This window comes from Pantoea sp. Ap-870 (assembly GCF_011752515.1).
GTDB classification, from domain to species: Bacteria; Pseudomonadota; Gammaproteobacteria; order Enterobacterales; family Enterobacteriaceae; genus Pantoea; species Pantoea dispersa.
This window is the reverse complement of the sequence record NZ_VWXG01000001.1, coordinates 1,210,948-1,230,423: the sequence shown is the minus strand read 5'-3', so window position 1 is coordinate 1,230,423 and position 19,476 is coordinate 1,210,948. Positions and strand designations below refer to the sequence as shown.

Genomic DNA, 19,476 nt, shown 5'->3' with positions numbered 1-19,476 from the left:
CCGTTACGTGTGAACTTGTGTACTAGTTAACTGGTTCGGGTGAAAAAAGTCAATACCCTTTTTCAGTTACGGGCAAAATCGTTATCATGCCAGCCGGTTTAATGCAGTCGCTGGAGTGACCTTGTCAGATATCGCCCGTTTTCCACTTTATGATTTACACAGCCATACCCAGGCTTCTGACGGTTTGCTGACGCCGACCGCGCTGGTGCAGCGCGCCGTTGAGATGCACGTCGGCGTGCTGGCGATTACCGATCACGACAGCGTGGCGGGCGTTGCCGAAGCGCAGGCGGCGGTGCAGCAGCTTCAGCTACCGCTGCGGGTACTGGCCGGTGTTGAAGCGTCTACGCTGTGGGAAAATCACGAAATTCATATTGTCGGACTCAACGTTGATACGCAGCATCCGGCGTTAACTGCTTTTCTGGCGCAGCAGCACCAGTGCCGTATGGCACGTGCAGAACTGATTGCCGAACGGCTGGAGCGCGCGCGCATTCCTGACGCACTGGCCGGCGCTCAGCGTCTGGCGCAGGGCGGGGTGATCACCCGCGGGCATTTTGCCCGCTATCTGGTAGAGCTGCGCAAAGCCGATAACATGGCGCAGGTATTTAAAAACTACCTGGCGCGTGGCAAAACCGGCTACGTGCCGCCACAATGGTGTACAATTAAACAAGCCATTGATGCTATTCATCATTCTGGCGGTGTGGCGGTGCTGGCCCATCCTGCGCGCTACGGGCTGTCGGCCAAATGGCTGAAGCGACTGATTGCGCATTTTGCCGCAGAAGGCGGCGATGCGATGGAAGTGGCACAGTGTCAGCAGGCACCGAATGAACGTACCCAGCTGGCGAGCTATGCGCGCGATAATCAGCTGGCGGCCTCGCAGGGGTCCGATTTTCACCAACCCTGTCCGTGGATTGAACTGGGGCGCAAGCTATGGCTGCCGGGCGGCGTGGACCCGGTCTGGGAGCGTTTTCCCGCTTTAGCGCCGGTCAGATCGCACGTTGATGGGTGACATGAGGTTTTTATGAGTCAACTTTTTCACATTCATCCGGAAAATCCGCAGCCGCGTCTGGTTAATCAGGCGGTGGATTATCTCAATAAGGGCAGCGTTATTGTCTATCCGACTGATTCCGGCTATGCGCTGGGATGCCGTCTGGAAGAGAAGAATGCCATGGAGCGCATCTGCCGCATTCGTCAGCTTGATGGTAACCATAACTTTACCCTGATGTGCCGCGATCTCTCTGAGCTGTCGACCTATTCGCAGGTGGATAACAGCGCGTTTCGCATTCTGAAAAACAACACGCCAGGCAATTACACCTTCATTCTGAAGGCCACCAAAGAAGTGCCGCGTCGTCTGATGAACGATAAACGTAAAACCATCGGCCTGCGCGTCCCGTCAAATCCGGTGGCGCTGGCGCTGCTGGAACGCCTCAATGAGCCGATGATGTCGACCTCACTGATGCTGCCAGGCAATGATTTCACTGAATCCGATCCGGAAGAGATCCAGCACAGCATCGGCAAGCTGGTGGATTTAATTATCGATGGCGGCACGCTGGGCCAGCAGCCAACCACCGTGATCGATCTCACCAGCGATGCGCCCGTCATCGTGCGTGAAGGGGCAGGCGATACCCGCCCGTTCCTGTGATTACGCCGGGCCAGGCGCTGTTTGTGGCGTCTGGCCGATATTGGCTTCCAGCCAGCGTTTGAAATCGCCGTACGGAATGTACAGCGAGACATCTTTTAAGATGACTTTTTTGCTGCGTACGTTAGCAATTTCATGGCTGTAACCCACAATCACTCCGCTGATTGTCTGGTCGGCATTATAGACAGCGCCGCCTGACATCCCCTGAACGACACCGGCATCGGAAGCCATTGCCATACAGGGTTTTTTATTCCAGCGATTATTAATGGCGGTGCGCGCCAGATTAACGCCGCTCGACTCCACCGGCATCGCGGAAATAAAACTATAGCCATACATTTTAATTGGCTCGCCCACCGCGCTGCTGCGGAATTTCGCCAGCGTATCCGGACTGTTTTTATGATAAATAATTGCGACGTCGCAATAGGGGTGATAAGCCTTCACGCGCTGCACGGCGGTTTTGGCCACGTGCGCGGCAGTCAGACTGTATTCCGGCGTTAACGGAATGGTTGTACCGAGGATGCCCAAACCCAGTACCGTCGGGATGCCGGTCACGCTCATATCCACGTGCTGCAGCGCCGTACGACTGTACTCAGTATGGCCCACGGAACAGCCGCTCAGTGCCAGCGCTGCAAGCGCCGGCCAAAGCAGGGAGGTTCTCATGATGGCGGTCTTCATTTAATGTCCGTCAGCAAAATCCCTGGTGAAGACTTTCGACAGACAAATTAAATTCAATCCGTGAAACGATTAGCGCGCCATTTCCCGAGCGCGCCGGATTATATTATCAGGCCAGCTGTACCATTATTTGTTAATGGCTTGTTGTTTGAAAGCTTATAAAAAGTAATTAAAATAATTTCTGATACTGCTTAGCCGAATTCAGGATTAAATTTTACACAGTTTTCGCGGCAGAACAATTCATCATATTTAATCTTTATCAAATAAAAGCGAAAATACAGACTTAATCCAACCTGCAGCGCCAATCCGCTGTATGGCTGGGGTTGCTGGCTGTAATAAACTTTGCTAACGCCATTATTCAGTTCTTTGTGCTGATTTTAGTGTTTTGAACCGATTTTCTGTTTGCGCAACTGCGGCATGGCCGGGAACGCTGCGGGTAACAGACTGGTGAGTCTCTTTAATCTATTGCGGCACTAATCGGCGCAACATTAAATAAATTAACGGTCTCAGGCAAAACAACGTAATTTCAGCGGGTTGCGCCTGCTATCCTGACGCTCGTTACGCAAATCAATCAGAAATCTGAATCAATGACCGTGCTGCCTGCTTCAGCCTCCGGATCTCCGGCGCTTTATTATCGGCAGAAAAGGAAAAGGTGTTAACGAAACTGTAGCTGGTGTAAAATCTCCGGCCGTCCGCGCTGGCACCTGGCGCGAAGCGGTCACAGATTCTGATACGGGACCTGGTAACGCCGGTATCTTACCTCTTCATTACCACGACGCCTGGGAAGGCGACAACGAGGCAGCTCCATGAGCGAGAAATTACAAAAAGTATTAGCGCGCGCCGGACACGGTTCGCGCCGTGAAATCGAAGCAATGATTTCAGCCGGACGCATCAGCGTTGATGGCAAACTGGCGACGCTGGGCGATCGCATCGAAAATGACAAAACCCTGAAAATCCGTATTGATGGCCATCTGGTATCGATTGCTGAATCGGCCACCGAGGTGTGTCGCGTACTGGCGTATTACAAACCGGAAGGTGAGCTGTGCACGCGCAACGATCCGGAAGGGCGTCCAACAGTATTTGATCGTCTGCCGCGCCTGCGCGGTTCACGCTGGATTGCCGTCGGCCGTCTGGACGTGAACACCTGCGGTCTGATGTTGTTCACCACCGACGGTGAGCTGGCCAACCGCCTGATGCACCCAAGCCGCGAAGTTGAGCGTGAATACGCAGTGCGCGTATTCGGTGAAGTGGATGACGAAAAAGTGCGTCAGCTGAGCAAGGGCGTGCAGCTGGAAGACGGCCCGGCAGCGTTCAAAACCATCAAATTCGCCGGCGGCGAAGGCATTAACCAGTGGTATAACGTCACCCTGACGGAAGGGCGTAACCGCGAGGTGCGTCGTCTGTGGGAAGCGGTTGGCGTGCAGGTAAGCCGTCTGATGCGCGTGCGCTACGGCGATATTCAGCTGCCAAAAGGTCTGCCGCGCGGCGGCTGGATGGAGATGGAACTGCCGGCGGTCAACTACCTGCGTAAGCTGGTGGGACTGCCGGAAGAGACCGTGACCAAAGTGGCGGTCGAGAAAGATCGTCGCCGCACCAAAGCGAACCAAATCCGCCGGGCGGTGAAACGCCATAGCGCGGTAAGCAATAACAGCCCGCGTCGCAACAACACCAAACGCGGTGCCTGATGCTCCCCGACGCCGCGCCTGCGGCGTCCGTTTTTACCAGTCGATTCCCTGCTGTGCCTGAATGCCGGCGTCAAACGCGTGTTTGACCGGACGCATCTCGCTGACGGTATCCGCCAGTTCCAGTAGCGTGCGGTGACAGCCGCGCCCGGTAATGATCACACTTTGCTGCGGCGGACGCTGCTGCAGTGCAGTGACCAGCTCATCCAGATCGAGATAATCCATACTCACCATGTAGGTGATTTCATCCAGTATCACCAGATCCAGCGACGCGTCTTGCAGCATGCGTCTGGCGTGTTGCCACACCTGCTGGCAGGCGGCCGTATCGCTGGCACGGTTTTGCGTCTCCCAGGTAAAACCGGTGGCCATCACCTGAAACTCCACGCCGTGCTGCGCCAGCAGATTACGTTCACCATTGGGCCATTCGCCCTTAATAAACTGCACGGCAGCCACGTTTTTACCGTGGCCGCAGGCGCGCAGCGCGGTGCCAAAAGCGGCGGTGGTTTTACCTTTGCCGTTGCCGGTAAACACCATCAGGATGCCGCGCGTTTCGGTGGCGGCGGCGATGCGGGCGTCAACCTGTTCTTTCAGCCGCTGCTGGCGTTGCTGGTGACGATCGCTCATGCGCTGGCCGGTCCCGGTTTGCGCCCCGGTTGTGCATCGTAGCTGATGCCGGTTTTGCGGCGGCTGTCATCGCCCATCAGATAGAGGTAGAGCGGCATCAGGTCGGCCGGGGTTTTCAGCAGGCTGGCATTCTCCTCCGGGAAGGCGCTGGCGCGCATTTTGGTGCGCGTGCCGCCGGGATTGATGCAGTTCACCCGCAGATGGCGGTTTTTATACTCATCGGCCAGCACCTGCATCATGCCCTCGGTGGCGAATTTCGACACGGCATAGGCGCCCCAGCCTGCGCGGCCGGTGCGGCCCACGCTGGAGGTGGTGAACACCAGCGAACCGGCGTCGGATTTCAGAAGCAGCGGCAGCAGCGCCTGCGTTAAATAGAAGGTGGCGTCGAGGTTGATTTGCATCACCTGCTGCCAGACCGCCGGATCGAGTTCCGCCAGCGGCACGATCTCACCGAGAATGCCAGCGTTATGCAGCACGCCATCCAGCCGCGGCACCAGCGCGGCAACCTGTTGCGCCAGCTGCTGGCAGCTTTCCGGTGTGGCGTGCGCCAGATCCAGCAGCAGCGTAGCGGCGGGCTGTTTATTGAGCTGATTAATCGCCTCAGCGGTTTGCTGCAGCGTGGTGGCGTTGCGGCCGAGCAGAATCACGCGCGCACCGTAGCGCGCATAGGTCAGGGCGGCTTCGCGGCCGATGCCGTCGGAAGCGCCGGTCACGAGAATGATGCGATTGTCCAGCAGGTCGCTTTTCGGTTGATAATGCACAGCGATGTCCTTTGCAGGTCAGAGGGTTTTTTGGCTTTATGCCTCAATTTGGCGCAAGGTGCAATCGCCGCAACGCGCATTCTGTGCCGCCTGCCAGCATTTCAGGCGACGAACGGCATCAAAGCGGGTAAACTCAGGGTTTGACTGTAATTCACTGTTTAATAAGGCGGCAGAATGGATTTACTCTCCAGTTATGGATTATTTCTGGCCAAGGCCGTCACCGTCGTGGTGGCGATCGCAGCTATTGTACTGATTGTGCTCAATGCCGCGCTGCGTAAACGTCACAGCGGCGGTCAGCTGCGCTTAACCCATCTCGACGAAGCCTATCGTGAGATGAAAGAGGACCTGCAGCTGGCGAAGATGAAGCCGCAGGCGCAAAAAGTGTGGCTGAAGCAGCATAAGAAAGAAGAGAAACAGAAAGCCAAAGCCGAAAAGCGCAATGCCAAAGCCGGTGTGACTGAAGCGGCGAAGCCGACTCTCTATGTGCTGGAGTTCAAAGGCAGTATGGACGCCGGCGAAGTCAGCTCGCTGCGCGAAGAGATCTCCGCGGTGCTGGCGGTGGCACAGCCGGGTGATGAAGTGCTGCTGCGGCTGGAAAGCCCCGGTGGCGTGGTGCACGGTTATGGCCTGGCCGCGTCGCAGCTACAACGTCTGCGTGATGCGGGGCTGCAGCTGACGGCGGTAGTGGATAAAGTTGCCGCCAGCGGTGGCTACATGATGGCCTGCGTTGCGGATCGCATCGTGGCGGCGCCTTTCTCCATCATTGGTTCCATCGGCGTGGTGGCGCAAATCCCCAACTTTAACCGGCTGCTGAAGCGTAACGACATTGATGTGGAGCTGCACACTGCCGGCCAGTACAAGCGTACGCTGACGCTGTTTGGTGAGAATACCGAGGAGGGGCGGGAGAAATTTCAGGAAGACCTGAATGAAACCCATCAGCTGTTTAAAGATTTTGTGCATCAGATGCGTCCGGCGCTGGATCTGGACAAAGTGGCGACGGGAGAACACTGGTATGGCCGTCAGGCGCTGGATCTGGGGCTGATTGATGAGATTGGTACCAGCGATGCGCTGATCATTGCGCGCATGGATCGTTTTAGCGTGCTGGGCGTGCACTTCGCGCGTAAGAAAAAGATGATTGATCGCGTGACCCACAGTGCCAGCGTGGCAGCCGAGCGGCTGATTCTGAAAATCTGGCAGCGCGGTGATAAACCGCTGTTGTGAATAAACCCGGCGCAGGCCGGGTTTTTTTATGCCAGGTGATACTGCGCGGAGAGCACCACGGGAAGGTGCTTAAACACGTTAAACACCGCCGTGGTTTTGGCGGTCGGCAACCCTTCATCGTCGAGGAACCACGGGCCGCGAAACACCAGAACCTCGCCCTACTGAATCACCTCAGTGGCTTCCATCCCGGCAAAATATTCATCGTGCTGCTGAATGAGCTGATTAGCGATTTCCAGTAGCGCCTGGCGTGAAATGGATTCCGTTTCTGCTGACATTTTTCACCTCTTTTTTGACAGCGAATTTTCTCCTTCTATATTACTTGCCTGTCGGTGCGTTCAGCAAATCAGCGTTCGGTCAGAAAACTGGCGAGAAATTAAACAGAATGCTAATTAAGTTGCGTAACAGATTTTATCAGGTAGAGTGTGGGCGATTCAGCTTTCAGGGAGATCACACCAGGATGTGTGATACCGTCAGACGGAAAACTCGCTCTTAATCATCAAGTTGCAAATGCCGATGCAATCTGACCAGAGATTGTCCCCGCTGGCTTGAAAAGCAAAAAGTCAGCAGCAATATTGAACCCATTGGGTTTTGGGGCTGCCAATCCTCTCCCGTTTATCAGGACGTTTCAATTAGGTAAAGGTACATATGGGTAAAGCACTCGTCATCGTTGAGTCCCCGGCAAAGGCCAAAACAATCAATAAATACCTCGGTAATGACTACGTGGTGAAATCCAGCGTCGGTCATATCCGTGATTTGCCGACCAGTGGTTCAACGGCCCGTAAAAGTGCCGACGGGGAAAAGGCGAAAACCGGCAAGAAAGTAAAGAAAGATGAAAAGGCCGCGCTGGTTAATCGCATGGGCGTTGACCCGTGGCACGGCTGGGAAGCGGACTATCAGATTCTGCCCGGCAAGGAAAAAGTCGTCTCCGAACTGAAGAACCTGGCTGCCGATGCCGACCACATCTATCTCGCAACCGACCTTGACCGCGAAGGGGAAGCCATTGCCTGGCACCTGCGGGAAGTGATCGGCGGCGATGACAAACGCTTCAGCCGCGTGGTGTTTAACGAAATCACCAAAAATGCGATTCGTCAGGCGTTCGAGAAGCCGGGCGAACTGAATATTGAGCGCGTCAATGCGCAGCAGGCGCGTCGTTTTATGGACCGCGTGGTGGGCTATATGGTCTCACCGCTGCTGTGGAAAAAAATTGCCCGTGGCCTGTCAGCCGGACGCGTGCAGTCGGTTGCCGTGCGCCTGGTGGTGGAGCGCGAGCGCGAAATCAAAGCCTTCGTACCGGAAGAGTACTGGGAAATTGACGCCGATCTGTCGACGCCGAAAGGCGATGCGCTGGCGGTCAGGGTGACGCATCAGGGCGACAAAGCGTTCCGCCCGGTGAACCGCGAGCAAACCGAAGCGGCCGTGGCCATCCTGGAAAAGGCGCGTTACGCCGTTCTGGATCGTGAAGACAAGCCGACCAGCAGCAAACCGTCGGCGCCGTTTATTACCTCGACGCTGCAGCAGGCGGCGAGCACCCGCCTTGGTTTTGGCGTGAAGAAAACCATGATGATGGCACAGCGTCTGTATGAAGCCGGTCACATCACCTATATGCGTACCGATTCCACCAACCTGAGTCAGGATGCGGTGGCGATGGCGCGTGGCTACGTGGAGAAAAAATTCGGTAAGAACTACCTGCCGGATGCGCCCAACACCTACGCCAGCAAAGAGAATTCACAGGAAGCGCACGAAGCGATTCGTCCTTCTGATGTCAACGTTGCCGCCGAGCAGCTGAAGGATATGGAAGCGGATGCGCAGAAGCTGTATCAGCTGATCTGGCGCCAGTTCGTGGCCTGCCAGATGGTGCCCGCGCAATATGATTCCACCACGCTGACCGTCGGCGCGGCAGATTTCAAACTGAAAGCGAAAGGGCGTACGCTGCGTTTCGACGGCTGGACCAAAGTGATGCCGGCGCTGCGTAAAAATGATGAAGATTTGACGCTGCCGCCGGTGAACGTGGGCGACACGCTGGATCTGAAATCCCTGCTGCCGGGCCAGCACTTTACCAAGCCGCCGGCGCGCTTCAGCGAAGCTTCGCTGGTACGCGAGCTGGAGAAGCGTGGCATTGGCCGTCCGTCTACCTATGCTTCGATCATTTCTACCATTCAGGATCGCGGTTACGTGCGGGTGGAAAACCGCCGTTTCTACGCCGAGAAGATGGGTGAGATTGTTACCGATCGTCTGGAAGAGAACTTCCGTGAGCTGATGAATTATGATTTCACCGCGCACATGGAAGACAGTCTCGACCAGGTCGCGAATAACGAAGCGCAATGGAAAGCGGTGCTGGATTCATTCTTCAGTGATTTCAGCCAGCAGCTGGAGCAGGCGGAGAAAGATCCGGAAGAGGGCGGCATGCAGCCGAACCAGATGGTGCTGACCTCCATCGATTGCCCAACCTGCGGACGTAAAATGGGGATTCGCACTGCCAGCACCGGCGTGTTCCTCGGCTGTTCCGGTTATGCACTGCCGCCGAAAGAGCGCTGCAAGCAGACCATTAACCTGATCCCGGAAAACGAAGTGCTTAACGTGCTGGAAGGCGATGATGCCGAAACCAACGCGCTGCGCGCCCGTCGTCGCTGCCAGAAGTGCGGCACCGCGATGGACAGCTACCTGATCGACAACGGCCGTAAACTGCACGTCTGTGGTAATAACCCGGAGTGTGACGGTTATGAAATCGAGCAGGGTGAATTCCGTATTAAAGGTTATGACGGTCCGATTGTTGAGTGCGAAAAATGTGGCTCTGAAATGCACCTGAAGATGGGGCGTTTTGGTAAGTACATGGCCTGTACTAACGACGAGTGTAAAAATACCCGTAAGATTCTGCGTAACGGCGAAGTCGCGCCGCCGAAAGAAGATCCGGTACCGCTGCCGGAGCTGCCGTGCGAAAAATCGGATGCGTATTTCGTGCTGCGTGACGGAGCTGCGGGCGTGTTCCTGGCCGCTAACACCTTCCCGAAATCGCGTGAAACCCGTGCGCCGCTGGTGGAAGAGCTGCAGCGCTTTGCTGACCGTCTGCCGGAGAAACTGAAATATCTGGCCGAAGCGCCGGCAGTGGATCCGGAAGGCAATAAAACGCTGGTGCGTTTTAGCCGTAAGACCAAACAGCAGTATGTTGCCTCAGAAAAAGAGGGCAAAGCGACCGGCTGGTCGGTTTTCTATCTCGACGATAAGTGGCAGGAAGCCAAGAAGTAATCTCCCTGGAGGCCAGCGTTCGCTGGCCTTTTTCCCATCCTTATAGCTAATCGTTCTACATTCTTACGTTAACTGATATAGTAGTTATAGCTTATTGCATTTTGCTGACTCGCTTTCCCTCATTATTACGCCATCAGGGCGGATACACGCCTGCAGGGAATGCACCTCTGTCGCTATCGGGAAGATATAACTATGAAATTGCAGCAGTTGCGTTACATCGTTGAAGTCGTTAACCACAACCTCAATGTCTCCTCCACGGCAGAGGGGCTGTATACCTCGCAACCGGGCATCAGTAAGCAGGTGCGCATGCTGGAAGATGAGCTGGGCGTGCAGATTTTTGCCCGCAGCGGCAAACATCTGACGCAGGTGACGCCAGCAGGTGAAGAGATTATCCGTATTGCCCGCGAAGTTTTATCCAAAGTGGATGCGATCAAATCGGTTGCCGGTGAACACACCTGGCCAGATAAAGGATCGCTGTACGTGGCCACGACCCACACTCAGGCGCGTTATGCACTGCCTGGCGTAATCAAAGGCTTTATTGAACGCTATCCGCGCGTTTCCCTGCATATGCATCAGGGCTCGCCCACACAAATTGCTGAGGCGGTCTCCAAAGGCAATGCCGATTTCGCCATTGCCACCGAAGCGCTGCACCTGTACGACGACTTAATTATGCTGCCGTGCTATCACTGGAACCGTGCCATTGTGGTCACGCCGGATCATCCGCTGGCGGGGAAATCCAATGTGTCGATTGAGGAGCTGGCTGATTTCCCGCTGGTGACTTACACCTTCGGTTTTACCGGCCGCTCAGAACTGGATACTGCGTTTAACCGTGCCGGTTTAACGCCGCGTATTGTTTTTACCGCAACCGATGCCGACGTTATCAAAACCTATGTGCGTTTAGGCCTGGGGGTTGGGGTGATTGCCAGCATGGCGGTGGACCCGGTTTCCGATCCGGATTTGGTGCGCATCGAAGCTTCAGAAATCTTCACCAATAGCACTACCAAGATTGGTTTCCGGCGCAGCACCTTCCTGCGCAGCTATATGTATGATTTCATTCAGCGCTTCGCACCGCATCTGACGCGAGACGTGGTGGACGCCGCTGTGGCGCTGCGCTCAAACGAAGATATCGAAGCGATGTTCCGCGATATCAAGCTTCCTTTCAGGTAATCACCTAACTCATTATTTTTGCGGGAAGTCCAGCGACTTCCCGCACACTTCCCGCCGCTTAGCACCAGCAGAACCTCAAAAAATTCCATTATTTTTTTGTAAATGAAACATGCGTCACATGTTTTTTCATTGTTATTTATTAAATGCGAATCAGTACACAATTTTTACTTTGCCGCTTTGCGGACTGCCAGGAATATTCCCATACTCCAGTTAAGAGCTGATGAGAAAGGGCTTTTTAACTGGCTCGTTAAATTAAACTCAAATTTAGAGTGGATCTAATTTTGGTTTAAGCCAAATTTACAATGTAACTATTAAATTAATAGTTTGCAGCGTGCTTAAATTTATCTCATCAATTTTGGCGGTTTTGATAAATAGCGTTAATCGTTGTGCTCAATAAAAATAACTGGATTTTTGGACTTAACAAGTTTAGGATTCGTCCTAAATCTTCATCGTTGTTATCAATCGTTTTATTGAGAGTGATTATCAAAAACTATGACTACGAGATTAACTGTACAACCGGACTTCCGGGCTAAAAGCACCAAGGTAGAGCGTTCAGGTAACATCCGTCGCAAAGCCTGGTTGACTGTCTTCGCTGCTTCAGCACTGTTCTGGGTAGTGGTGGCGTTAATGATTTGGCGTATGTGGGGTTAAGCCATGTGGGCAAATACACTCAGTCGTAAATATCCGGTCGCTGCATGTCAGCCTAAAGCACCGGTGTGCAAAGCCAAAGAAGCGCCTGCTGAACCGCAAGTGGCAATCCCGGCTTCCTGGGAACTGAGTGAGCAGCAGCGCAGCTTTATTGAATCATTCATGGATCCGAAGTCTAAATAACGCAGTCTGCGTCCAATTCTTATTAAGACATACTGTCGCGCATTTTACCGGACTCTCCGGTGGGCACGTTAAAAGCCCGTCCTTTAACACTCAGCATCTAAAAAAACGGTGTCATCAGTACAACGCTGAAGACGATGGCTTTTTGTTGCCCGCGATCCGGGAGGAGTGACAGATGAATACCACAACTTTTTCATGGCTCAGCGTTTATGCCTTCTCAATGGCCTTTTGGGCTGCGGCCGTCTGGGCCGTCCTGTAATTCGCTAATCCTGCCAGTTAACGCTTTCTGAATGCCCTGACACTAGTCAGGGCATTTTTCGTTGCGGTTTTGTGTGTCAATTCGTGTTGTTATCAAAACGTTAACGAAAATGTGGTCTATCTTTAAGCTAAACCTTGCACTCTCTGAGGTTTAGCAGAAGAGCCCATAAAAGGAGGAGTTATGTCGTTAACGTTACGTGAGCAGAGTCAGGATGCGCTGGAAGTAGGGGCAAAAAAATATCATTACTACAGCTTGCCGAAAGCCGCTCAGCAGGTCGGTGACATCGATCGCTTACCAAAATCCCTCAAGGTTCTGCTGGAAAACCTGCTGCGCTGGCAGGATGAAGATTCCGTAACGGCAGCAGATATTCAGGCGCTGGTGGCGTGGCAGCAAACTGCACATGCCGATCGCGAAATTGCTTATCGTCCGGCGCGCGTATTAATGCAGGATTTCACCGGCGTACCGGCCGTGGTTGACCTGGCGGCGATGCGTGAAGCCGTTAAGCGGCTGGGCGGTGATGTGGCGAAAGTTAACCCGTTGTCACCGGTCGATCTGGTGATTGACCACTCGGTCACGGTCGACCATTTTGGCGATGACGATGCGTTTGAAGAAAACGTGCGCCTGGAGATGGAACGCAACCACGAACGCTACGTTTTCCTGCGCTGGGGGCAAAAAGCCTTTAACCGTTTCCGCGTCGTGCCGCCGGGCACCGGTATCTGTCATCAGGTCAATCTGGAGTACCTCGGTAAAGCCATCTGGCATGAAACGCTGGACGGCAAAGAAGTGGCTTATCCGGATACGCTGGTCGGCACCGATTCCCATACCACCATGATTAACGCCCTGGGCGTACTTGGCTGGGGCGTGGGCGGCATTGAAGCTGAGGCCGCCATGCTTGGCCAGCCGGTTTCGATGCTGATTCCCGATGTGGTGGGTTTCAAGCTGACCGGCAAACTGCGTCCCGGTATCACCGCCACCGACCTGGTATTAACCGTGACGCAGATGCTGCGCAAGCACGGGGTGGTCGGTAAGTTTGTCGAATTCTACGGTGACGGATTGGCCGATCTGCCGCTGGCGGATCGCGCAACCATCGCCAACATGGCGCCAGAATATGGCGCAACCTGCGGTTTCTTCCCGATTGATGAAGTCACGCTCAGCTACATGACGCTCACCGGGCGCGATGCGCAGCAGGTTGAGCTGGTGGAAGCCTATGCAAAACAGCAGGGGCTGTGGCGTAAACCGGGCGATGAACCCATCTTCACCAGCACGCTGGCGCTGGATATGGCTGAAGTAGAGTCGAGCCTCGCCGGTCCGAAGCGTCCGCAAGATCGCGTCTCCCTCGGCGACGTACCGGCGGCCTTTGACGCCAGTAACGAGCTGGAAGTGAATCACGCGCAGAAGCCGCACAAAACGGTCAGCTATCTGGACAGTGAAACCGGCGACCGCATCCAGCTGGATGATGGTGCCGTGGTGATTTCGGCGATTACGTCCTGTACTAACACCTCCAACCCCAGCGTATTGATGGCGGCTGGCCTGCTGGCGAAAAAAGCCGTCGAGCGCGGGCTGATGCGCAAACCCTGGGTTAAAGCCTCGCTGGCACCAGGATCAAAAGTGGTGTCCGACTATCTCGCCGTGGCGCAACTGACCCCGTATCTTGATGAGCTGGGCTTTAACTTGGTGGGTTACGGCTGCACCACCTGCATCGGTAACTCCGGCCCGCTGCCGGATGAGATCGAAAGCGCGATCAAAGAGGGCGATTTGACGGTGGGTGCCGTGTTGTCCGGCAACCGCAATTTCGAAGGGCGCATCCATCCACTGGTGAAAACCAACTGGCTGGCGTCTCCGCCGCTGGTGGTGGCGTATGCGCTGGCGGGCAACATGAAGATCAACCTGCAGACCGATCCGATCGGTCAGGATCAGCAGGGCAATGATGTCTATCTGCAGGACATCTGGCCATCGCCGGAAGAGATTGCCGCATCGGTGCAGAAAGTCACCAGCGACATGTTCCATAAAGAGTATGCCGAGGTGTTCGACGGTACGCCCGAGTGGCAGCAGATCAAAGTCAGCGAAGCCGCCACCTACGACTGGGATGAAGGCTCCACCTATATCCGGCTGTCCCCGTTCTTTGACGATATGGAAAAAACGCCGCAGCCGGTGCAGGACATCAGTGGCGCGCGCATCCTGGCGATGCTCGGTGATTCGGTGACGACCGACCATATTTCCCCTGCTGGCAGCATTAAAGCGGAGAGTCCGGCGGGGCGTTATCTGCTTGCGCACGGCGTTGAGCGTAACGACTTCAACTCGTATGGCTCACGACGCGGCAACCACGAAGTCATGATGCGCGGTACTTTCGCTAACATCCGTATTCGCAACGAAATGGTGCCTGGTGTCGAGGGCGGTTATACCCGGCACTATCCGAGCCAGGAACAGCTGGCTATCTACGATGCGGCGATGAAGTATCAGGAGGAGGGCGTGCCGCTTGCAGTGATCGCCGGGAAAGAGTACGGCTCCGGATCCAGCCGCGACTGGGCGGCGAAAGGTCCGCGTCTGCAGGGCGTGCGCGTGGTGATTGCCGAATCGTTCGAGCGTATTCACCGCTCTAACCTGATCGGCATGGGCATTTTACCGCTGGAGTTCCCGGCGGGCGTGACGCGTAAGACGCTGCAGCTGACCGGGGAAGAGCGTATCGACGTGGCGAATCTGGCGCAGCTGCAGCCCGGTTGCAGCGTCCCGGTGACGCTGACGCGGGCTGACGGCAGTCAGCAGACGCTGGATACTCGTTGTCGTATCGATACCGGTAATGAGCTGACCTATTACCAGAACGACGGCATCCTGCATTATGTGATACGCAATATGCTCAACTAAAAAATAAAGCCGGGCATGCCCGGCTTTATTCATTGACGCTGACAGCGTGTGTCACTGAAGCGCTTTGCAAGTGCGCGCACTGCCGCGTCACGATTTCGGCAGCAGATGTCCCATCTTCTCGGCTTTCGTATCGAGATAGTGCGCATTTTTTGGGTTACGGCCAACGATCAGCGGCACGCGCTCAACGATATTGATACCCGCTTCTGACAGGATTTCCACTTTGCGCGGATTGTTGGTCAGCAAACGCACTTCATTGATGCCCAGCAGTTTAAACATGTCGGCGCACAGGGTGAAATCACGCTCATCGGCGGCAAAGCCCAACTGATGGTTTGCTTCCACCGTGTCGTAGCCTTTGTCCTGCAACGCATAGGCGCGAATTTTGTTCAGCAGCCCGATGTTACGGCCTTCCTGACGATGGTACAGCAGCACGCCGCGTCCTTCTTCCGCAATGGCGGTCAGCGCCGCTTCCAGCTGGAAGCCGCAGTCGCAGCGCAGGCTGAACAGCGCATCGCCGGTGAGACATTCGGAGTGGACGCGCGCCAGCACCGGATTGTGATCGCTAATATCACCATAAACCAGCGCGACGTGGTCGTGGCCGGTTGCCAGTTCTTCAAAACCAACCATCAGGAAATCTCCCCATGGCGTGGGCAGTTTGGCTTCTGCTACCCGTTTCAGCTGCATGTGACTCTCCAGAACCTTCAGAGGATGCGCTATCATCATGATAACGCACGGGCCCGACTGGCCCGACGAAACTGCCGATATTGTGCCACAACCTGAACCAGGGCCGCTAATCAGTCAGAGTGATTGTAGTGATAAAGCACAATTATCTAAGCCGCAACGGGTATGTTATTCTTTTTTCAACTAAAGTTATGCAATACGCCTGTCAGGTCGGGAAACAATAAAGGGACGAGATGTTAAAAATTGTGCAACGCACCACGCTGGGCGCGTTTTTATTATTGCTGATGCCACTGGGCGTATGGCTTTCCGGCTGGCAGTGGCAACCGGGGGAGAGCGGGCATCTGTTGCGCGTGCTGTTCTGGATCACCGAAACCGTCACCAGTCCGTGGGGCACGCTGACCAGCCTGATTCTGAGCGGATGGGTACTGTGGTGCCTGCGCTTTCGCCTCCGGCCGGCCATTCTGTTGTTGATTATCATGAACGGCGCGATTCTTGCTGGTCAGTCGACCAAAACCTTTATTAAAGAGCAGGTGCAGGAGCCGCGGCCGTATGTGGTCTGGCTTGAGCACAGCCACGGCGTCAACGAACAGCAGTTTTATCAGCTGAAACGGCAGCAGCGCGGCGAAATGGTGTCCGCCTTGCTTGCCAATGATACAAAGCTGCCCGCCTGGTTAAAAAATCACTGGGCGTTTGAGACGGGCTTTGCTTTTCCGTCTGGCCATACCATGTTTGCCGCCAGCTGGGCGCTGCTGGTGATTGGCCTGTTATGGCCGCGCCGGCATGTTGTCACGGTGGTGGTGCTATTTGTCTGGGCTACGCTGGTCATGGGCAGCCGGCTGGTACTGGGCATGCACTGGCCGCGCGATCTGGTGGTCGCGACGCTGATCTCCTGGCTGCTGGTGACGCTGGCAACCTGGCTGGCGCAGCGCTTTTGTGGCCCGCTCAGCGTGCCGCCGGAAGAGCAGCGTGAGATTGCCGGGCGCGATGACGGATTGTAATTTCTCCCTTTGCCCCCATATGATTGATTGTACTTGCAGAAAGGGCACTAACTGCTGCGCGGATAAGCAGCAACGGCGGCACTTTTTTGGCATACTCTACCGGATAACCTCACGACAGGACGCATTGTGAAATATTTGCTGATTTTTCTCGTGGTTTTGGTCATTTTCATCATCTCCGTCACGCTCGGAGCGCATAATGACCAGATTGTCACCTTCAACTATCTGCTGGCGCAGGGCGAATTCCGCATTTCAACCTTGCTGGCCTGCCTGTTTGGTGCCGGATTTTTGCTGGGCTGGGCGATCTGTGGCCTGTTCTGGCTGCGCATTCGTGTTTCGCTGGCGCATGCACAGCGCAAACTGAAACGTATGCAGGCGCAAAATGAACAATCTGCTGCGGTAAATAGCACCTCCACTGCAGTGCGTCGGGATTAATGTTCGATGCTTGAATTGCTGTTTCTGCTTCTTCCTGTCGCGGCGGCGTACGGCTGGTATATGGGCCGCCGCAGCGCGCAACAGGATAAGCAACAGGAAGCTAACCGTCTGTCACGCGAATACGTGGCAGGGGTCAACTTTCTCCTTTCTAATCAGCAGGATAAAGCGGTCGATCTGTTCCTTGATATGTTGAAAGAGGACAGCGGCACCGTTGAAGCCCACCTGACGCTCGGTAACCTGTTCCGTTCGCGCGGCGAAGTCGACCGCGCCATCCGCATCCACCAGTCGTTAATGGAAAGCGCGTCGCTTACCTACGATCAGCGTTTGCTGGCCATTCAGCAGCTGGGGCGCGACTATATGGCTGCCGGCTTGTACGATCGCGCCGAAGACATGTTCAGTCAGCTGATCGATGAAACCGATTTTCGCATCAGCGCGTTACAGCAGCTGCTGCTGATTCATCAGGCGACCAGCGACTGGCAGAAAGCCATCGAGGTGGCGGAGCGGCTGGTAAAACTCGGCAAAGATAAGCAAAAGGGCGAAATCGCCCATTTTTACTGCGAGCTGGCACTGCAGGCGCTGAGCAGTGACGACCTCGATCGTGCCATGAGCCTGTTGAAAAAGGGTGAAGCGGCCGACCACCAAAGCGCGCGCGTTTCCATCATGATGGGACGTATCCTGATGGAGCAGGGCGAATACGCGAAAGCGGCGCAGCGACTGCAGCGCGTGCTGGAACAGGACAAAGAACTGGTGAGCGAAACGCTGCCGATGCTGGAAACCTGCTATCAGCGGCTGGAGCAGCCTGACAGCTGGGCGCAGTTCCTGCAACGCTGCGTTGAAGAGAACACCGGGGCCGCGGCGGAACTCTATCTGGCGGACATTCTGGAGCAGCAGCAGGGGCCGGAAGCGGCGCAGCTCTACATTAACCGTCAGCTGCAGCGTCATCCCACCATGCGCGTGTTCCATCGTCTGATGGATTTTCACCTGCATGAGGCAGAAGATGGCCGCGCCAAAGAAAGTCTGATGGTGCTGCGCGACATGGTTGGCGAACAGATTCGTACTAAACCGCGCTACCGCTGCCAGAAGTGCGGCTTTACCGCGCACGCGCTCTACTGGCACTGCCCATCGTGCCGTGCCTGGTCTTCCGTTAAACCGATTCGCGGACTCGACGGCCAGTAAGCTGGCCGCGTTCGGTGATTATTCATAACGCATAGTAGTTACAACATACTAATAGAGAAATTATCATCCACGCATCAGCACTGTGCATCACCTCGTCAATCAGCAAGGCAATCGCCGTCGCAACGTTGTCGTGGCAGGGTTGCACGGGTAGAATGCTTGCCGTTTGTCCATCGCGCCTGCGGGTGCCAGCCTCTGAGGAAACGTTATGCCTGTTACTCACTCACCGATTCTGGTGGCACTCGACTATCATGATCTCAATAGCGCACTGCAGTTCGTTGACCGTATCGATCCGGGCCAGTGCCGTCTGAAAGTGGGTAAAGAGATGTTTACCCTGTTTGGACCGTCGCTGGTGAAGACGTTGCAGGCGCGCGGTTTCGAGGTATTCCTCGATCTCAAATTTCATGACATCCCGAACACGACGGCACATGCGGTCGCGGCGGCAGCGGATCTCGGCGTATGGATGGTCAACGTGCATGCCAGCGGCGGGGCACGGATGATGAATGCGGCGCGCGAAGCGCTGCTGCCGTTTGGCAGTGATGCGCCCTTGCTGATTGCGGTTACGGTGCTGACCAGCATGGACGAAGACGATCTTAAAGGTCTTGGCATCACCTTATCGCCGGCGCAGCAGGCTGAGCGTCTGGCACGGCTGACACGCGAATGTGGTCTTGATGGCGTGGTGTGCTCGGCGCAGGAAGCCGCGCACTTTAAACAGGTTATCGGGCAGGATTTCGCGCTGGTCACGCCGGGTATTCGCCCGGCGGGTAGCGAGGCTGGCGATCAGCGCCGCATCATGACGCCGCAGCAGGCACAACAGGCCGGTGTGGATTACATGGTGATTGGGCGACCGATCACCCAATCTGCCGAACCGGCGCAGACGCTGCAGCAAATCCTGCACAGTTTACAGGAGGTCTAATGGCTCAGGACAATCCGCTGGTTTACTCCACCGAAACCGGCCGTATTACGCATAGCGAAGAGAAACCACAGCGACCGAAAGGCGATGGCATCGTGCGCATTCAGCGCCAGACCAGCGGGCGTAAAGGTAAAGGCGTGTGCCTGATTACCGGCATCGATCTCGATGATGACGCGCTGGCAAAGCTGGCGGCCGAGCTTAAGAAGAAGTGCGGCTGCGGCGGGGCGCTGAAAGAGGGCGTGATTGAGATTCAGGGCGATAAGCGCGATTTGCTTAAAACGCTGCTGGAAGCCAAAGGCATGAAGGTTAAATTGGCGGGCGGTTAAT

17 protein-coding genes and 1 pseudogene are annotated in these 19,476 nt (G+C 55.4%); 13 read left to right on the top strand and 5 right to left on the bottom strand.

Going from position 1 to position 19,476, the window contains the following annotated elements:
- The first annotated feature begins 121 nt into the window (after positions 1-121).
- Positions 122-1,006, top strand: a complete 885-nt coding sequence (locus F3J41_RS05940; protein ID WP_166710214.1) for a PHP domain-containing protein — start codon at positions 122-124, stop codon at positions 1,004-1,006.
- 12 nt (positions 1,007-1,018) lie between these two features.
- Positions 1,019-1,639, top strand: coding sequence for an L-threonylcarbamoyladenylate synthase (locus F3J41_RS05935; RefSeq protein WP_021510107.1), 621 nt, complete (start codon positions 1,019-1,021; stop codon positions 1,637-1,639).
- Here F3J41_RS05935 and F3J41_RS05930 read toward each other — a convergent pair whose 3' ends face one another.
- Positions 1,640-2,296, bottom strand: a complete 657-nt coding sequence (locus F3J41_RS05930; protein ID WP_181444749.1) for a serine protease — start codon at positions 2,294-2,296, stop codon at positions 1,640-1,642. It abuts the gene before it with no gap.
- An 818-nt stretch (positions 2,297-3,114) separates the two neighbouring features.
- Between F3J41_RS05930 and rluB the strand changes: the two genes are divergently transcribed.
- The gene (gene rluB, locus F3J41_RS05925) at positions 3,115-3,993 is read left to right on the top strand and encodes a 23S rRNA pseudouridine(2605) synthase RluB (RefSeq protein ID WP_021510110.1); all 879 of its coding nucleotides are present in this window, start codon (positions 3,115-3,117) and stop codon (positions 3,991-3,993) included.
- Positions 3,994-4,026: 33 nt separating this feature from the next.
- Here rluB and cobO read toward each other — a convergent pair whose 3' ends face one another.
- Together cobO and F3J41_RS05915 are read right to left on the bottom strand one after the other, a co-directional pair.
- Entirely contained in the window at positions 4,027-4,614 is a 588-nt protein-coding gene (gene cobO, locus F3J41_RS05920; protein WP_021510111.1) for a cob(I)yrinic acid a,c-diamide adenosyltransferase, read from the bottom strand.
- Positions 4,611-5,375, bottom strand: a complete 765-nt coding sequence (locus tag F3J41_RS05915) for a YciK family oxidoreductase (protein ID WP_021510112.1) — start codon at positions 5,373-5,375, stop codon at positions 4,611-4,613. Before F3J41_RS05915 ends, cobO begins: the two co-directional genes overlap by 4 nt.
- A 174-nt stretch (positions 5,376-5,549) precedes the next feature.
- On the opposite strand from F3J41_RS05915, the gene sohB reads away from it, so the two are divergent.
- Positions 5,550-6,596 carry a protease SohB gene (gene sohB, locus F3J41_RS05910; RefSeq protein ID WP_058758624.1) on the top strand — a complete coding sequence of 349 codons (1,047 nt, stop codon included), beginning with the start codon at positions 5,550-5,552 and terminating at the stop codon, positions 6,594-6,596.
- 26 nt (positions 6,597-6,622) lie between these two features.
- On the opposite strand, the pseudogene F3J41_RS05905 reads toward sohB, so the two are convergent.
- Positions 6,623-6,871 (bottom strand): annotated as a pseudogene (locus tag F3J41_RS05905) (YciN family protein).
- Positions 6,872-7,241: 370 nt separating this feature from the next.
- On the opposite strand from F3J41_RS05905, the gene topA reads away from it, so the two are divergent.
- The 4 genes from topA (at position 7,242) to acnA (ending at position 14,955) form a co-directional block, all read left to right on the top strand.
- Positions 7,242-9,839: a type I DNA topoisomerase gene (gene topA, locus F3J41_RS05900; protein ID WP_166710212.1), complete on the top strand. Its 2,598-nt coding sequence runs from the start codon at positions 7,242-7,244 to the stop codon at positions 9,837-9,839.
- Positions 9,840-10,031: 192 nt separating this feature from the next.
- Complete coding sequence (gene cysB, locus F3J41_RS05895; protein ID WP_021510116.1) at positions 10,032-11,006, top strand: HTH-type transcriptional regulator CysB; 975 nt, start codon at positions 10,032-10,034, stop codon at positions 11,004-11,006.
- Positions 11,007-11,498: 492 nt separating this feature from the next.
- Positions 11,499-11,657, top strand: a complete 159-nt coding sequence (locus F3J41_RS05890) for a YmiA family putative membrane protein (RefSeq protein ID WP_071813666.1) — start codon at positions 11,499-11,501, stop codon at positions 11,655-11,657.
- A 616-nt stretch (positions 11,658-12,273) separates the two neighbouring features.
- Entirely contained in the window at positions 12,274-14,955 is a 2,682-nt protein-coding gene (acnA, locus tag F3J41_RS05885) for an aconitate hydratase AcnA (protein WP_166710210.1), read from the top strand.
- A gap of 87 nt (positions 14,956-15,042) precedes the next feature.
- Here the strand turns inward: acnA and ribA are convergent, their stop codons facing one another.
- A complete protein-coding gene (gene ribA / locus F3J41_RS05880; RefSeq protein WP_058758620.1) occupies positions 15,043-15,636 on the bottom strand; it encodes a GTP cyclohydrolase II in 594 nt (197 codons plus the stop codon).
- A gap of 230 nt (positions 15,637-15,866) precedes the next feature.
- Between ribA and pgpB the strand changes: the two genes are divergently transcribed.
- From pgpB to yciH, 5 genes are all read left to right on the top strand, one after another.
- The gene (pgpB, locus tag F3J41_RS05875; RefSeq protein ID WP_021505947.1) at positions 15,867-16,631 is read left to right on the top strand and encodes a phosphatidylglycerophosphatase B; all 765 of its coding nucleotides are present in this window, start codon (positions 15,867-15,869) and stop codon (positions 16,629-16,631) included.
- A 126-nt stretch (positions 16,632-16,757) separates the two neighbouring features.
- Positions 16,758-17,063: a LapA family protein gene (locus tag F3J41_RS05870; protein ID WP_058771279.1), complete on the top strand. Its 306-nt coding sequence runs from the start codon at positions 16,758-16,760 to the stop codon at positions 17,061-17,063.
- A 6-nt stretch (positions 17,064-17,069) separates the two neighbouring features.
- Positions 17,070-18,239, top strand: a complete 1,170-nt coding sequence (gene lapB / locus F3J41_RS05865; protein ID WP_058758617.1) for a lipopolysaccharide assembly protein LapB — start codon at positions 17,070-17,072, stop codon at positions 18,237-18,239.
- Between the two features lie 205 nt (positions 18,240-18,444).
- Positions 18,445-19,152, top strand: coding sequence for an orotidine-5'-phosphate decarboxylase (gene pyrF / locus F3J41_RS05860; RefSeq protein WP_166710208.1), 708 nt, complete (start codon positions 18,445-18,447; stop codon positions 19,150-19,152).
- Entirely contained in the window at positions 19,152-19,475 is a 324-nt protein-coding gene (gene yciH / locus F3J41_RS05855) for a stress response translation initiation inhibitor YciH (RefSeq protein ID WP_021505951.1), read from the top strand. The genes pyrF and yciH overlap by 1 nt, the downstream gene beginning before the upstream one ends.
- Position 19,476: the final 1 nt, after the last annotated feature.

Excerpts from the sequence above, each read along its gene's own strand:
- F3J41_RS05935 (WP_021510107.1), top strand. The coding sequence starts at position 1,019 with ATGAGTCAACTTTTTCACATTCATCCGGAAAATCCGCAGCCGCGTCTG.
- F3J41_RS05930 (WP_181444749.1), bottom strand. The coding sequence starts at position 2,296 with ATGAGAACCTCCCTGCTTTGGCCGGCGCTTGCAGCGCTGGCACTGAGC.
- rluB (WP_021510110.1), top strand. The coding sequence starts at position 3,115 with ATGAGCGAGAAATTACAAAAAGTATTAGCGCGCGCCGGACACGGTTCG.
- cobO (WP_021510111.1), bottom strand. The coding sequence starts at position 4,614 with ATGAGCGATCGTCACCAGCAACGCCAGCAGCGGCTGAAAGAACAGGTT.
- sohB (WP_058758624.1), top strand. The coding sequence starts at position 5,550 with ATGGATTTACTCTCCAGTTATGGATTATTTCTGGCCAAGGCCGTCACC.
- topA (WP_166710212.1), top strand. The coding sequence starts at position 7,242 with ATGGGTAAAGCACTCGTCATCGTTGAGTCCCCGGCAAAGGCCAAAACA.
- cysB (WP_021510116.1), top strand. The coding sequence starts at position 10,032 with ATGAAATTGCAGCAGTTGCGTTACATCGTTGAAGTCGTTAACCACAAC.
- F3J41_RS05890 (WP_071813666.1), top strand. The coding sequence starts at position 11,499 with ATGACTACGAGATTAACTGTACAACCGGACTTCCGGGCTAAAAGCACC.
- acnA (WP_166710210.1), top strand. The coding sequence starts at position 12,274 with ATGTCGTTAACGTTACGTGAGCAGAGTCAGGATGCGCTGGAAGTAGGG.
- ribA (WP_058758620.1), bottom strand. The coding sequence starts at position 15,636 with ATGCAGCTGAAACGGGTAGCAGAAGCCAAACTGCCCACGCCATGGGGA.
- pgpB (WP_021505947.1), top strand. The coding sequence starts at position 15,867 with ATGTTAAAAATTGTGCAACGCACCACGCTGGGCGCGTTTTTATTATTG.
- lapB (WP_058758617.1), top strand. The coding sequence starts at position 17,070 with ATGCTTGAATTGCTGTTTCTGCTTCTTCCTGTCGCGGCGGCGTACGGC.
- pyrF (WP_166710208.1), top strand. The coding sequence starts at position 18,445 with ATGCCTGTTACTCACTCACCGATTCTGGTGGCACTCGACTATCATGAT.
- yciH (WP_021505951.1), top strand. The coding sequence starts at position 19,152 with ATGGCTCAGGACAATCCGCTGGTTTACTCCACCGAAACCGGCCGTATT.